The 13,260-nt window shown below is 55.8% G+C and carries 10 protein-coding genes; 6 read left to right on the top strand and 4 right to left on the bottom strand.

The window, feature by feature from the left end; all coding sequences use genetic code 11:
• Positions 1 to 154 precede the first annotated feature (154 nt).
• Together ABLU78_RS03390 and zapB are read right to left on the bottom strand one after the other, a co-directional pair.
• Complete coding sequence (locus ABLU78_RS03390; protein WP_015369134.1) at positions 155 to 1,144, bottom strand: sulfate ABC transporter substrate-binding protein; 990 nt, start codon at positions 1,142 to 1,144, stop codon at positions 155 to 157.
• A 152-nt stretch (positions 1,145 to 1,296) separates the two neighbouring features.
• Positions 1,297 to 1,542 carry a septal ring assembly protein ZapB gene (gene zapB, locus ABLU78_RS03395; protein ID WP_020077673.1) on the bottom strand — a complete coding sequence of 82 codons (246 nt, stop codon included), beginning with the start codon at positions 1,540 to 1,542 and terminating at the stop codon, positions 1,297 to 1,299.
• A gap of 438 nt (positions 1,543 to 1,980) precedes the next feature.
• On the opposite strand from zapB, the gene ABLU78_RS03400 reads away from it, so the two are divergent.
• Both ABLU78_RS03400 and glpK read left to right on the top strand, forming a co-directional pair.
• Positions 1,981 to 2,829: an MIP/aquaporin family protein gene (locus ABLU78_RS03400; protein WP_015369132.1), complete on the top strand. Its 849-nt coding sequence runs from the start codon at positions 1,981 to 1,983 to the stop codon at positions 2,827 to 2,829.
• 21 nt (positions 2,830 to 2,850) lie between these two features.
• Positions 2,851 to 4,362: a glycerol kinase GlpK gene (gene glpK / locus ABLU78_RS03405; RefSeq protein ID WP_015369131.1), complete on the top strand. Its 1,512-nt coding sequence runs from the start codon at positions 2,851 to 2,853 to the stop codon at positions 4,360 to 4,362.
• A gap of 114 nt (positions 4,363 to 4,476) precedes the next feature.
• Here glpK and gltS read toward each other — a convergent pair whose 3' ends face one another.
• Positions 4,477 to 5,679, bottom strand: coding sequence for a sodium/glutamate symporter (gltS, locus tag ABLU78_RS03410; protein WP_015703819.1), 1,203 nt, complete (start codon positions 5,677 to 5,679; stop codon positions 4,477 to 4,479).
• 287 nt (positions 5,680 to 5,966) lie between these two features.
• Between gltS and ABLU78_RS03415 the strand changes: the two genes are divergently transcribed.
• The 4 genes from ABLU78_RS03415 (at position 5,967) to ABLU78_RS03430 (ending at position 12,374) form a co-directional block, all read left to right on the top strand.
• A complete protein-coding gene (locus ABLU78_RS03415; RefSeq protein ID WP_015369129.1) occupies positions 5,967 to 7,358 on the top strand; it encodes a uracil-xanthine permease family protein in 1,392 nt (463 codons plus the stop codon).
• 161 nt (positions 7,359 to 7,519) lie between these two features.
• On the top strand, positions 7,520 to 9,229 hold the full coding sequence (locus ABLU78_RS03420) for an AsmA family protein (protein ID WP_048229866.1): 1,710 nt from the start codon (positions 7,520 to 7,522) through the stop codon (positions 9,227 to 9,229).
• Between the two features lie 192 nt (positions 9,230 to 9,421).
• On the top strand, positions 9,422 to 10,981 hold the full coding sequence (locus tag ABLU78_RS03425) for a PTS transporter subunit EIIC (protein ID WP_048229864.1): 1,560 nt from the start codon (positions 9,422 to 9,424) through the stop codon (positions 10,979 to 10,981).
• A gap of 13 nt (positions 10,982 to 10,994) precedes the next feature.
• Positions 10,995 to 12,374, top strand: coding sequence for a glycoside hydrolase (locus tag ABLU78_RS03430; RefSeq protein WP_048229862.1), 1,380 nt, complete (start codon positions 10,995 to 10,997; stop codon positions 12,372 to 12,374).
• 87 nt (positions 12,375 to 12,461) lie between these two features.
• Here the strand turns inward: ABLU78_RS03430 and ABLU78_RS03435 are convergent, their stop codons facing one another.
• Positions 12,462 to 13,184 carry an SIS domain-containing protein gene (locus ABLU78_RS03435; protein ID WP_015369125.1) on the bottom strand — a complete coding sequence of 241 codons (723 nt, stop codon included), beginning with the start codon at positions 13,182 to 13,184 and terminating at the stop codon, positions 12,462 to 12,464.
• Positions 13,185 to 13,260: the final 76 nt, after the last annotated feature.

Here is a 13,260-nt window from a genome sequence, read left to right on the forward strand (position 1 = left end):
CGCCTTACCCGGGCTACCGGACGGCGCAGAACTGTAGCCCTGCTAAGCGTAGCGCAAGCAGGGACTCCCGGGTAGCAGCTGTCGCCTTACCCGGGCTACCGGACGGCGCAGAACTGTAGCCCTGCTAAGCGTAGCGCCAGCAGGGACAAGAGGATTAACGCTGGCTAATCTGGTCGAAGGTACCGCCGTTGGAGAAGTGCTCCTTCTGCGCTTTCGTCCAGCCGCCGAACTCCTGATCGATGGTAAACAGCTTCAGTTTCGGGAACTCGTTGGCATATTTCTTCGCCACATCAGGATCGCGCGGACGATAGAAGTTCTTCGCCGCAATCTCCTGGCCTTCCGGCGAGTAGAGATACTTCAGGTACGCTTCCGCCACCTGGCGAGTGCCTTTCTTATCCACCACTTTATCGACGACGGAAACCGTCGGCTCGGCCAGAATGGACTCGCTCGGCGTCACGATTTCAAACTTGTCCTTGCCCAGCTCTTTCGTCGCCAGCAGCGCTTCGTTCTCCCAGGCAATCAGCACGTCGCCGATCCCGCGTTCTACGAAGGTGTTGGTGGAACCGCGCGCGCCGGAATCCAGCACTTCAACGTTTTTATACAGCGCTTTCACGAACTCCTGCGCTTTCGCCTGATCGCCGTGATTCTGATGCAGGGCATAGCCCCATGCCGCCAGATAGTTCCAGCGGGCGCCGCCGGAGCTTTTCGGGTTCGGGGTGATGACCGATACGCCGGGTTTAATCAGGTCGTTCCAGTCATGGATCTGTTTTGGGTTGCCCTTACGGACGAGGAACACGATGGTTGAGGTATACGGCGCGGAGTTATCCGGCAGGCGCTTCAGCCAGTTTTTATCGATACGACCACGTTCAGCAATGGCGTCTACGTCGTAGGCCAGCGCCAGGGTGACGACATCCGCTTCAATCCCGTTGATAACCGACGTCGCCTGTTTGCCGGAGCCGCCGTGCGACTGACGAATCACCACGTTATCGCCGGTTTCCTGCTTCCAGTGCGCGCTAAACGCTTTATTGTACTGTTCGTACAGCTCGCGCGTCGGATCGTACGATACGTTTAACAGCTGATAATCTTTTGCCAGCACGCTGGCGGATGCCAGCAACAGAGTTAACCCTACGCCCCACTTATTCATCGCACCGCTCTCTTTATGTCGTGTTGTGATGAACTAAGCGTGCCAGAAAGCGAATCAATGATTAAAGAATAAAAAAAGATTGGCTATAACCTGGAGATATAAAGCGGGGGATAGAGAAAACCCCTTCCCGGGCGGGAAGGGGCGGGAAGCGATTAGACTTCTTCCATGCGGCCCAGCAGCGCCTGCAGACGATCCTGCCAGCCTTGCTGTTGTTCTCTCAGCTGGCTATTTTCACGCTCCAGCTCCTCGCGGCCGTGCTGCGCGCTCTGCACTTCCTGCGCCAGCGTGGTGTTCTTTTCTTTCAGCTCTTCGATTTCCATCTGCAACAGAGTGATGGTATCAATCGCCTGCTGAACTTTAGATTCTAATTTCTCAAACACTTCTAATGACATCGTCATACCTCTCCTGATCTTGCAAGGCGTTGATAGAAACCCGTGTTTCGTATACGCGGTCCCGCCTTAACGAATTAGCGCACAATAGCGGTGTTGTCGTCGATTGTATGAATCCCCGCCTCACCTGTCCAGCGACAACCCGCGCAGATTGCGGTTTGCAACACTTTTCAGTCTTTACCTGGTGCGTTCGCGGCAATTGCCCCGAACTTCTCTGGCGATTGTTAATCAATGAGATAACAAAATACGCAGAAAAAGGTGGGTAAATGTGCCGCAACACGCGTTTATGGCGCGAAAACGCTCATTTTCTTGACGAGGGACACAAATTTAAATTTCGATATTTCTCGTTTATGCTCGTTAACGATAAATTAACACTATGCCTACAAGGCACCGTGGTCGTCCGCGACCAACATACTTACAATAATCACTTCGCTTCAGGATCCGATTATGAGCCAGACATCAACATTAAAAGGCCAGTGCATCGCAGAGTTTCTCGGTACCGGGTTGTTGATCTTTTTCGGCGTTGGGTGCGTAGCTGCGCTCAAAGTCGCAGGAGCCAGCTTCGGTCAGTGGGAAATCAGCATCATCTGGGGTCTGGGGGTGGCTATGGCTATCTACCTGACCGCGGGCGTATCCGGCGCGCACCTTAATCCGGCAGTCACCATCGCCTTATGGTTATTCGCCTGCTTTGATGGGCGCAAAGTTGTTCCTTTTATTATTTCGCAATTCGCCGGCGCCTTTTGCGCTGCGGCATTAGTTTACGGGCTTTATTACAATCTTTTCTTCGATTTCGAACACACCCACAATATGGTACGCGGCAGCGTGGAAAGCCTTGAGCTCGCCGGTATCTTCTCGACCTACCCTAACCCGCATATCAATTTTGTGCAGGCCTTCGCGGTAGAAATGGTGATTACCGCTATTCTGATGGGCGTGATTTTAGCGCTGACCGACGACGGCAACGGCGTGCCGCGCGGCCCGCTGGCGCCGCTGCTGATTGGTCTGCTGATTGCCGTTATCGGTGCTTCTATGGGTCCGCTGACCGGCTTCGCGATGAACCCGGCGCGTGATATCGGACCGAAAGCCTTCGCCTGGCTGGCAGGCTGGGGTAACGTCGCCTTCACCGGCGGCAAAGATATTCCTTATTTCCTGGTGCCGCTGTGCGCACCGGTGGTCGGCGCGGCGCTGGGCGCATTCAGCTACCGCAAATTCATTGGCCGCCATCTGCCTTGCGACACCTGCGTCGAGGAAGAAAAAGAATCCGCTTCTTCCGCGTCGCAACAAAAAGCTTCGCTGTAATCTGACTACGGGACACCAATTATGACCGAGAAAAAATATATCGTTGCGCTCGACCAGGGCACTACCAGCTCCCGCGCCGTCGTGATGGATCACGACGCCAATATCGTCAGCGTGTCACAGCGTGAATTCGAACAAATTTATCCGAAGCCAGGCTGGGTTGAGCACGACCCGATGGAGATTTGGGCCTCGCAGAGCTCTACGCTGGTCGAAGTGTTGGCAAAAGCCGATATCAACTCCGACGAAATTGCCGCCATCGGCATCACCAACCAGCGTGAAACCGCCATCGTTTGGGAGCGTGAGACCGGTAAGCCTATTTACAACGCTATCGTCTGGCAGTGCCGCCGCACCGCGGATATCTGCGAGCAGCTCAAGCGCGACGGCATGGAAGAGTACATCCGTAAAGCCACCGGCCTGGTGGTGGACCCGTACTTCTCCGGCACCAAAGTGAAGTGGATCCTTGACCATGTCGAAGGCGCCCGCGAGCGCGCGAAGCGCGGCGAACTGCTGTTCGGTACCGTTGATACCTGGCTTATCTGGAAAATGACCCAGGGGCGCGTGCACGTCACCGACTACACTAACGCCTCGCGTACCATGTTGTTCAACATCCATGAACTGGACTGGGACGACAAAATGCTCGACGCGCTGGATATCCCGCGCGCCATGCTACCGGAAGTACGTAAGTCTTCTGAAGTGTACGGCCAGACCAACATCGGCGGTAAAGGCGGCACCCGTATTCCTATCTCCGGCATCGCCGGCGACCAGCAGGCGGCGCTGTTTGGCCAGCTGTGTGTGAAAGAAGGGATGGCGAAAAACACCTACGGTACCGGCTGCTTCATGTTAATGAACACCGGTGAAAAGGCGGTGACCTCAACCCACGGCCTGCTGACCACCATCGCCTGCGGCCCGACCGGCGAAGTGAACTACGCGCTGGAAGGCGCGGTGTTTATGGCCGGGGCGTCGATTCAGTGGCTGCGCGATGAAATGAAACTCATCAACGATGCTTTCGATTCTGAATACTTCGCCACTAAGGTGAAGGACACCAACGGCGTGTATGTGGTGCCGGCCTTTACCGGTCTTGGCGCGCCTTACTGGGATCCGTATGCGCGCGGCGCGATTTTCGGCCTGACCCGCGGGGTGAACGCCAACCATATTATCCGCGCCACGCTGGAATCTATCGCCTATCAGACGCGTGACGTTCTGGAAGCGATGCAGGCCGACTCCGGTATTCGTCTGCACGCCCTGCGCGTGGATGGCGGCGCGGTCGCCAACAACTTCCTGATGCAGTTCCAGTCCGATATTCTCGGCACCCGCGTGGAACGCCCGGAAGTGCGTGAAGTCACGGCGCTGGGCGCCGCCTATCTGGCAGGTCTGGCGGTCGGCTTCTGGCAAAATCTCGACGAGCTGCAGGAGAAAGCGGTGATTGAACGTGAGTTCCGCCCGGGTATTGAAACCACCGAGCGTAATTTCCGCTACAGCGGCTGGAAGAAAGCGGTGAAACGCGCGTTAGCGTGGGAAGAGCACGACGAAGCGTAAGATTGTGGAGGTATTCCCGGCTTGCGGCGTAAACGCCTTAGCCGGGCTACAAAACCCCAAACAGCACGATCTTGTAGCCCGGACAGGTGCGCAGCACCGCCTCCGGGTTTTTTATCAGCCAAATATCGGCAGCAGCAGGTACAGCTTAATCACCAGCGCGTTGACGATGTCGATAAAGAACGCCCCCACCATCGGCACCACCAGGAAAGCCATATGCGACGGGCCAAAACGGTCGGTAATCGCCTGCATATTGGCAATCGCCGTCGGCGTCGCGCCAAGCCCGAACCCGCAATGACCGGCAGCCAGCACGGCGGCATCATAGTTCTTGCCCATCATCCGGTAAGTCACAAACACCGCATACAGCGCCATCGCCACCGCCTGTACCGCCAGAATAATAATCATCGGTAGCGCCAGCGACGCCAGTTCCCACAGCTTGAGGCTCATCAGCGCCATCGCGAGGAACAGCGACAGACTGACGTTGCCCAGTACCGATACCGCACGGTCAAACACGCGATACAGCCCAGCCAGCGCCAGGCCGTTGCTGAGGATCACGCCGATAAACAGCACGCAGACGAAGGTCGGTAATTCAAACACGGTACCCGCCAGCAGTTGCGCAACCACCTTCCCTACGGTCAGGCAGATAGCGATTAACGCAATACTTTCAATCAGCACCAGCGAGGTGATCATACGGCCCATATCCGGCTTCTCAAACGCCGTCGGCGCCAGCTGGTCGTCCGGTGTACCGTCCGGCGAGGAAGAGTGCTTCACCAGATAACGCGCCACCGGCCCGCCGATCAGGCCGCCGAGCACCAGGCCGAAGGTTGCGCAAGCCATGGCGACCTCGGTGGCATTGGCAAAACCGTAACGCTCAACGAACAATTTACTCCACGCCGCCCCGGTGCCGTGGCCGCCGGAAAGCGTGATAGAACCGGCCAGCAGACCCATCAGCGGATCCAGCCCCAGCAGCTTCGCCATGCCGATACCGAGAGCGTTCTGCAGCAGCAGCAGGCCCACCACCACAATCAGGAAAGTGCCAAGCACTTTGCCGCCCGCCCGCAGACTGGCAAGGTTAGCGTTAAGGCCGATAGTGGCGAAGAACGCCAGCATCAGCGGGTCCTTCAGGCTCATATCGAAATCGATTTCGATATCCATGCTTTTTTTCAAAACCAGCAGCGCCAGCGCCACCAGCAGGCCGCCGGCGACGGGTTCAGGAATGGTATATTTTTTGAGGAATGGGACGTTCTGAACGAGCTTTCGCCCTAAAAGCAACACCATGGTTGCGGCAACGAGCGTCGATAAGGTATCGAGATGCAACATAAAAAAGAGCTCCTTATGGGCGCATGATTCATTCACACGCGACGGTATTCCCGGTGTCGATTACTTCTCATCTTGAGGAGTCGAAGAGCGATTTTAAGCAGAAGTGCGCAAAAAATGACAGAAAAAGATATTTTGTATTAGCGTTGATGCGATCAAGCATACAAAATGTTAATTAATTTGTTACATCTATTCAGTGAGGATATTTTTTGCGCCAAATCGTGGCAAACGTTTGCTTTTGGTCTACAGTCCGATAAAATTCCCGCTTTGCCACCTTGGGATTGTTTGTGATGTCCGTTACGACCGCAGAGTCAGAAAATGCGCAACCGGTTGCGCATAAACCAGCCAGCGAATTAATCTATCGCCTCGAAGACCGTCCGCCGCTTCCGCAAACGCTGTTTGCCGCATTCCAGCACCTGCTGGCGATGTTTGTTGCGGTCATCACCCCGGCGCTTCTTATCTGTCAGGCGCTCGGCCTCCCGGCCGAAGATACGCAACACATCATCAGCATGTCGCTGTTCGCCTCCGGCGTGGCATCCATTATCCAGATTAAAGCCTGGGGACCAGTTGGCTCCGGCCTGCTCTCCATCCAGGGCACCAGCTTCAACTTCGTCGCCCCGTTGATTATGGGCGGCACCGCGCTGAAAACCGGCGGCGCCGACGTGCCGACGATGATGGCCGCGCTGTTCGGCACCCTGATGCTGGCGAGCTGCACCGAAATGGTCCTCTCGCGGGTTCTGCATCTGGCGCGCCGCATTATTACGCCGCTGGTCTCCGGCGTGGTAGTGATGATTATCGGCCTGTCGCTGATTCAGGTTGGCCTGACTTCCATCGGCGGCGGCTATGCGGCGATGGCCGACCACACCTTCGGCGCGCCGAAAAACCTGCTGCTGGCGGGCATCGTGCTGGCGCTGATTATTATCCTCAACCGCCAGCGCAACCCGTACCTGCGCATCGCCTCGCTGGTGATCGCGATGGCTGCCGGTTATCTGGCGGCGTGGTTCCTCGATATGCTGCCGGCTAACACCGCGCCTACCAACAGCAGCCTGATCACTATCCCTACGCCGCTCTATTACGGCCTGGGCATCGACTGGAGCCTGCTGCTGCCGCTGATGCTGGTCTTTATGATCACCTCGCTGGAAACGATCGGCGATATCACCGCAACCTCCGACGTTTCTGAACAACCGGTCTCCGGCCCGCTGTATATGAAACGCCTGAAAGGCGGCGTACTGGCGAACGGCCTGAACTCATTTGTTTCCGCCGTTTTCAATACCTTCCCGAACTCCTGCTTCGGCCAGAACAACGGCGTGATCCAACTGACCGGCGTCGCCAGCCGCTATGTGGGCTTTGTGGTGGCGCTGATGCTGATTGTGCTCGGCCTGTTCCCGGCGGTAAGCGGCTTTGTGCAGCATATTCCTGAGCCGGTACTTGGCGGCGCGACGCTGGTGATGTTCGGTACCATTGCCGCATCCGGCGTGCGCATCGTCTCCCGCGAGCCGCTGAATCGCCGCGCTATCCTGATTATCGCCCTCTCTCTGGCGGTGGGTCTCGGCGTATCGCAGCAGCCTCTGATCCTGCAGTTCGCACCGGACTGGCTGAAAAACCTGCTCTCTTCCGGTATTGCCGCTGGCGGTATCACGGCGATTGTTCTGAATTTAATCTTCCCGCCTGAGAAGAACTAACGCATTGAAGTTGCGCTCCCCGGTATCGCCACGGCGACCAGGGAGCGCGCCGGCTGTAACATCTCTTCACCTCACTTCATCTCATTTCACTATTCCCGCCTTGAGGATTGCGCATAAATCGTGCATAACACGGTGATGTGTACTTATCAGGATGGAAGATCATGAAATTTCTTGGAAAGCTGGTTCTCTGGCTGCTGATCGCCCTGCTGGTCGTTATCGTCGCCGCTTACTTTGCGCTGCAAACCCGCTGGGGGGCGCGCCAGGCGAGCAGTTGGTTAAGCGAAAGCACCGGCTGGAAAATCGCCTTCGATAAGATGGAGCATGACTTCTCTTCCCCACTACATCTGCAGTTGCAAAATGTCACCTTTGGCCGCGACGGCAAGCCGCCGACGCTGGTCGCCAGAACGGTGGATATCGGTTTTAGCACCCGCCAGTTCAGCGACCCGCTGCACGCTGATGAAATCGTCCTCAGCGACGGCACGCTGAATCTTTCTCCGGCTTCCGCCTCGATGCCGTTTGCCGCTGACCGCCTGCAGCTACGCGATATGGCCTTTAACAGCCCGGACAGCGAGTGGAACCTGAGCGCGCAGCGGGTGACCGGTGGCGTGATGCCGTGGCAGCCGGAAGCGGGCGACGTGCTGGGCAGAAAAGCGCAAATTCAGATGAGCGCGGGCTCGATGAATATTAACGGCATCGAAGCCAGCAACGTCCTGATCCAGGGGGCAATGGATAACGGCGAGGTGACCCTGAACACCCTTGGCGCCGATATCGCGCGCGGCACGCTGACCGGTAACGCCAAACGCCGCGCCGACGGTAGCTGGCTGGTTGATAACCTGCGCCTGAATGAAATTCGTCTGCAGAGCGCCAAACCGCTGAATGAGTTCCTTGCGCCGCTCACCTCGGTGCCGTCGCTGCAGATTGGCCGGCTGGATGTGACCGATGCTCGTTTGCAGGGGCCAGGCTGGGCGGTGACCGACCTCGACCTCAACTTGCGCAATCTGACCTTGAGCCATAACGGCTGGCAGAGCGACGACGGGACGCTATCGATGAACGCCAGCGAGTTTATCTACGGTTCGCTGAATTTCCTCGATCCCATCGTCAATGCCGAATTCTCGCCGCAGGGCATTGCGCTACGCCAGTTCAGCTCCCGCTGGGAGGGCGGCATGGTGCGTACCTCCGGCAACTGGCTGCGCGCCGGTAATGCGCTGGTGCTCGACGATGCCGTCTTCGCCGGGCTGGAATATACGCTACCGTCCAACTGGAAACAGCTGTGGATGGAGCCGATGCCGGGCTGGCTGCAAAGCTTGACGCTGAAGAAATTCAGCGCCAGCCGAAATCTGATTATCGATATCGACCCAGCCTTCCCATGGCAGATCACCGCGCTGGACGGTTACGGCGGCGAATTACAGCTGGTGAAAGATGGTCAGTGGGGTGTGTGGAATGGCAGCGCCACCCTCAATGCCGCCGCCGCGACCTTCAACCGCATCGACGTGCGCCGTCCGTCGCTGAAGCTGAACGCGAACGCTTCTACGGTCAACATCAGCGAGCTGAGCGCCTTTACCGAGCGCGGCATTCTGCAGGCGACCGCCGCGGTGTCACAATTGCCGCAACGCCAGGTCAATTTGAGCTTGAACGGCCGCGGCGTGCCGCTGAATATTCTGCAGGCCTGGGGCTGGCCTGCGCTGCCGATTAGCGGCGACGGCAACTTCCAGCTAACCGCGAACGGTAGCGTGCAGGCCAATGCGCCGCTGAAACCGAGCGTCAACGGCCAGCTCAGCGCCACCAATATGGACAAGCAGCAGGCGGCGCAGGTGATGCGCAACGGCGAGGTTAGCAACGCGCCTGCCGCGTCGGTTCCCGTAACGCCGTAGCCATTTTCCTCTTGCCCTCTTCCCGGCGGAAGAGGGCTAATCCCCCTCCCTGAAACCTGTATGCAATTAGCGGCTATCTGTGCCTATTTCCCGCAACAGGTTCCTTTCAAATATCAGAATTGCTATAACCAAAATACTGGAAGTTGATAAAAATAATGATCCCCTGTACCTACAAAAATAAAAGGAACAACCATGTCTGTAATACGTCAACGTATTCTGGAGAATATGCAAAAATTCTCCAGGGCCATGATCGGCGCAGTATTGTTCTTGCCGGTCATTGGATTAATTCTGGCTCTCAGTTCCGTCTTAACTAACCCGACTCTTATTGCTGAAACCAGTTTCCTTCATCAATTAGGGCAACTGCTTGGTGATACCTTCTGGCCATTATTCGGTAACCTCGGATTATTGTTTTGCGTGGGAATAAGTTACGGCCTGGCAAAAGATAAAAAAACAGAGGTCGCACTTGTCTCGGTGATGTGTTTTATCATGTTTCTCGGCGCCAACCATTCATGGCTGGAACATACTCATGCGGTGGCGGAAAAAATTAACGGCGAATATTACGGTACCGGGCAAACGCAGCTATTAGGCTTTGTGGTCGTCGATATGGGAGTATTCCTCGGAATCATTCTTGGCTGCACCATTGCCTGGGTACATAATAAAGTCTCCAATATTGAGCTGCCCGGCGCGCTATCGATGTACGGCGGGGCGAAGCTGACGCTGGTCGCCATGACGCCAGTCATTATCTGCTATGCCATTGCTTTTACCTGGATTTGGCCTTTTATGACCCACGGCATTAGCGCCCTGACCGGGTTTATGAAGAATGCCGGCGTTGCGGGAGTGTTTGTCTACGGCTTCTTTGAAAAATTCCTTATTCCCACCGGTTTGCACCATTTCGTGTGGTCGCCTTTCCAGCTCACGCAAATCGGCGGCACGCTAAATGTCGATGGCCAGGTCGTCTCCGGCACCCAGGCGATTTTCCTCGCCTATATGCGCCATCCCGATCTGACGCCGGTGATGAACGATGCATTACGTTTCTCGCAACAGGGGATGACCACCATCTTTGGCCTGGCGGGCGCATCGCTGGCGTTTTATCACACCGCGAAGCCGGAGAAGAAAGCGATGGCAAAGGCGATTCTGCTGCCGGCGATTATCACCTCGATGCTGACCGGCATCACCGAACCCATTGAATTCACCTTCTTATTTGTCTCGCCGCTGCTGTGGGTGATCCATGCGACGTTAACCGCCGCTTCGCAGGCAATTTGCGACATCTTCACCGTGCGGCCGTGGGGCGCCTCCGGCCTAATTGAATTTCTGATCTACAACCTGCCGCTGCCGGTGTCGTTAACCCGCTGGCCGGGGTACGTGCTGATCGGTATTGGCCAATTTATCGTTTATTACGCGATATTCCGCACGCTGGTAGTGAAGTTAAATCTGAAAACGCCGGGCCGCGAGGATGACGATAACGTTAAGTTATACAGTAAGGCGGACTACCGTAAAAAAGTCAGCGGCCCGCAGTCGATGACGGATGAAATTATTAATGGCTTAGGTGGTAAAGCCAATATTATCTCCGTTGATAACTGTTTCACGCGCCTGCGGGTGGTTGTCCATAATATGACATTAGTTGATGATGAAATATTAAAAAGCACCGACGCAAATGGCGTAGTACGCAATCGTAATGAAGTTCAGGTTATTTATGGCGTCAAAGTCGGGCAAGTCCGTTCCCGGGTTGATAGCTGGCTAGCAGAAAATTAATTGGGAGTGATGTATGAAATTAACCGTATTAGGCGGGGGCGGCGTACGCTCTGCATTTCTGGCGAAGTCGCTGGCTTATAACGCGCACCGCATTGGTTTAACGGAAGTGGTATTTCAGGATAGCTCAGCAGATAATTTATCGCTATTTGGTGAAATCGCCCGCTATGTATTTAATACCATTCGCCCGGATATTCATTTTACGACCACCAGCGATCCGATTGCCGCGCTGCAGGGTACCCATTACGTGATTACCACGCTGCGCGTCGGCGGCGATGAGAGCCGCATCCGCGACGAGCGGATTGCGCTGGAGCATAACACGCTGGGCCAGGAGACCACCGGCGCGGGCGGTTTTGCCATGGCGATGCGCTCGATCCCGGCGATCCTACGCTACTGTCGGCTGATCGAAGAACATGCCGATAAAGACGCGATCCTGTTTAACTTTACCAATCCGTCCGGGCTGGTTACCGAGGCGATTATCAAATCCGGTTTCAAACGCCGGGTGTACGGGATTTGCGATGCGCCGTCGGAACTCATCCGCGAGCTGCCGGAGATCCTCGGCTGCGACCCGCACGACCTGAGCGTGGAATGCTACGGCTTAAACCACTTTTCCTGGTTTACGCACTTCACCGTGCGCGGGGAAGAGGTTACCGCGCAGCTGGTCGCTAACCCGGATTTATACCGCAAAACGGCGATGCAGTACTTCTCGCCGGAGCTGGTCAAACTGTGCGATAACCAGTTGCTCAACGAATATCTCTATTACTACTACTATCGCGAAGTGGCGCTACGGGCGATTCAACAGGCGCCGGAGACCCGCGGCGAGCAGATTGCCCGTATCAACCACGATATGCGTCAGGAGCTCAGCGGCGTGGATGTTAAAGCGGATCCGCAGGCGGCCTTTACCATCTGGATGAAGCACTACCTGCGCCGCGAAAACAGCTATATGCAAAACGAGTCGCAGCAGGAAAAATTCCATACCCGCGAGCCGTTAACGCTGCGGCAGTTTATCGAAGAGCCAGATACCGGCGGCTACGCCGGGGTGGCGCTGGATATTCTGGAGGCGGTCAACAGCACCACCACCAAACGCATCGTGGTGTCGCTACAAAATAACGGCACGCTCGATTTTTTACGCCCCGACGATGTGATTGAAATCAGCTGCGATCTGAGCAAAGAGGGTCTTAAGCCGGTGACGCCGGTTAACGTGCCGACAGCGCAGAAAAATATGATTGCCAGCGTGAAGGAGTATGAACGATTGGCGGTGGCGGCAATTCTGCAGCAGGACAAATCGCTGGCGCTGCAGGCGTTGATGGCTCATCCGCTGGTCGGTTCATATTCGCTGGCGAAGAAGCTGGTTGAGGCCTATCTCGACGATGAACAGTTCGCCGGGTGGCGGTAACGAGTCGCCCCCGCTCGATTGAGTAGCCCGGATAAGGCGCCAGCCGCTATCCGGGAACTCCCCCCGCTCGCGCTACGCTTAGCGGGGCTACCTATTGCTACGTACGCTGGTAAACCACATTTTTAACAGCCGCTCAAAGCCCAATATGCAGTAGCCAAAAAACGGGTTGCTCCAGTAAATATCATCGTCGAACTTCTGCGGGTCATGAATAATAAACGCCGTATTCGCGGCCTGCGCCAGCGGGCTTTGATAATCGCCGGTAAAGCAAACCAGGTTTATCTCCTTGCCTTCCAGCGCTTTAACCCAATTTAACGCCGAACTGCTGCGTCCGGATTTAGAAATGATCCAGATAGAATCAAAGCGGGCAGCGTTTTTTTGCTCAAGGATTTCGTAATCGGGCCACAATGCCAGGCTGGCGTTCACGCCGGTAACGAGAAACTTATTATAAATATACTGGGCGATTAGCTGCGAAAAACCGCTGCCGTGGATCAAAATACGCTGCTGCTCAAGGCCTGCCAGCAGCGGCGTCAGCGCTTCTGCCGGCTGAATGCTCATATAATCAATATCGTTGGTGACATCGAGCTTTGGCATGGTGATATTGAACTTGATGAAATAGACCAGCTCCAGCCAGCCGCTGAACTTAAGCTTCTTCGCCAGCCGCACCAGCGAAGAAGGATTACTGTAGCAGCGCTCCGCGACGGTGCGGATCCCTTCGCGGATACACAGTTGCGGGTCATTTTGAATAAAACGCAGCACGGTCATTTCGGTTTTACTCAACTTCACGTCACGAAAGATATTTTCTAAGTCCATTACGGGCTCCTCTCAGCGGCAGATTACGCTACCACCGGAGAGCAAATCGGTCTGTGGGATGAGTCACCAGAATGAA

It is taken from the genome of Klebsiella sp. JN_Kp122 (assembly GCF_040062085.1).
Classification (GTDB): domain Bacteria; phylum Pseudomonadota; class Gammaproteobacteria; order Enterobacterales; family Enterobacteriaceae; genus Klebsiella; species Klebsiella aerogenes.

Bases quoted from the DNA above. Each gene is read 5' to 3' on its own strand.
- ABLU78_RS03420 (WP_048229866.1), top strand. From the start codon at position 7,520: ATGAAATTTCTTGGAAAGCTGGTTCTCTGGCTGCTGATCGCCCTGCTG.
- gltS (WP_015703819.1), bottom strand. From the start codon at position 5,679: ATGTTGCATCTCGATACCTTATCGACGCTCGTTGCCGCAACCATGGTG.
- zapB (WP_020077673.1), bottom strand. From the start codon at position 1,542: ATGACGATGTCATTAGAAGTGTTTGAGAAATTAGAATCTAAAGTTCAG.
- ABLU78_RS03415 (WP_015369129.1), top strand. From the start codon at position 5,967: ATGTCCGTTACGACCGCAGAGTCAGAAAATGCGCAACCGGTTGCGCAT.
- ABLU78_RS03430 (WP_048229862.1), top strand. From the start codon at position 10,995: ATGAAATTAACCGTATTAGGCGGGGGCGGCGTACGCTCTGCATTTCTG.
- ABLU78_RS03425 (WP_048229864.1), top strand. From the start codon at position 9,422: ATGTCTGTAATACGTCAACGTATTCTGGAGAATATGCAAAAATTCTCC.
- ABLU78_RS03390 (WP_015369134.1), bottom strand. From the start codon at position 1,144: ATGAATAAGTGGGGCGTAGGGTTAACTCTGTTGCTGGCATCCGCCAGC.
- ABLU78_RS03435 (WP_015369125.1), bottom strand. From the start codon at position 13,184: ATGGACTTAGAAAATATCTTTCGTGACGTGAAGTTGAGTAAAACCGAA.
- ABLU78_RS03400 (WP_015369132.1), top strand. From the start codon at position 1,981: ATGAGCCAGACATCAACATTAAAAGGCCAGTGCATCGCAGAGTTTCTC.
- glpK (WP_015369131.1), top strand. From the start codon at position 2,851: ATGACCGAGAAAAAATATATCGTTGCGCTCGACCAGGGCACTACCAGC.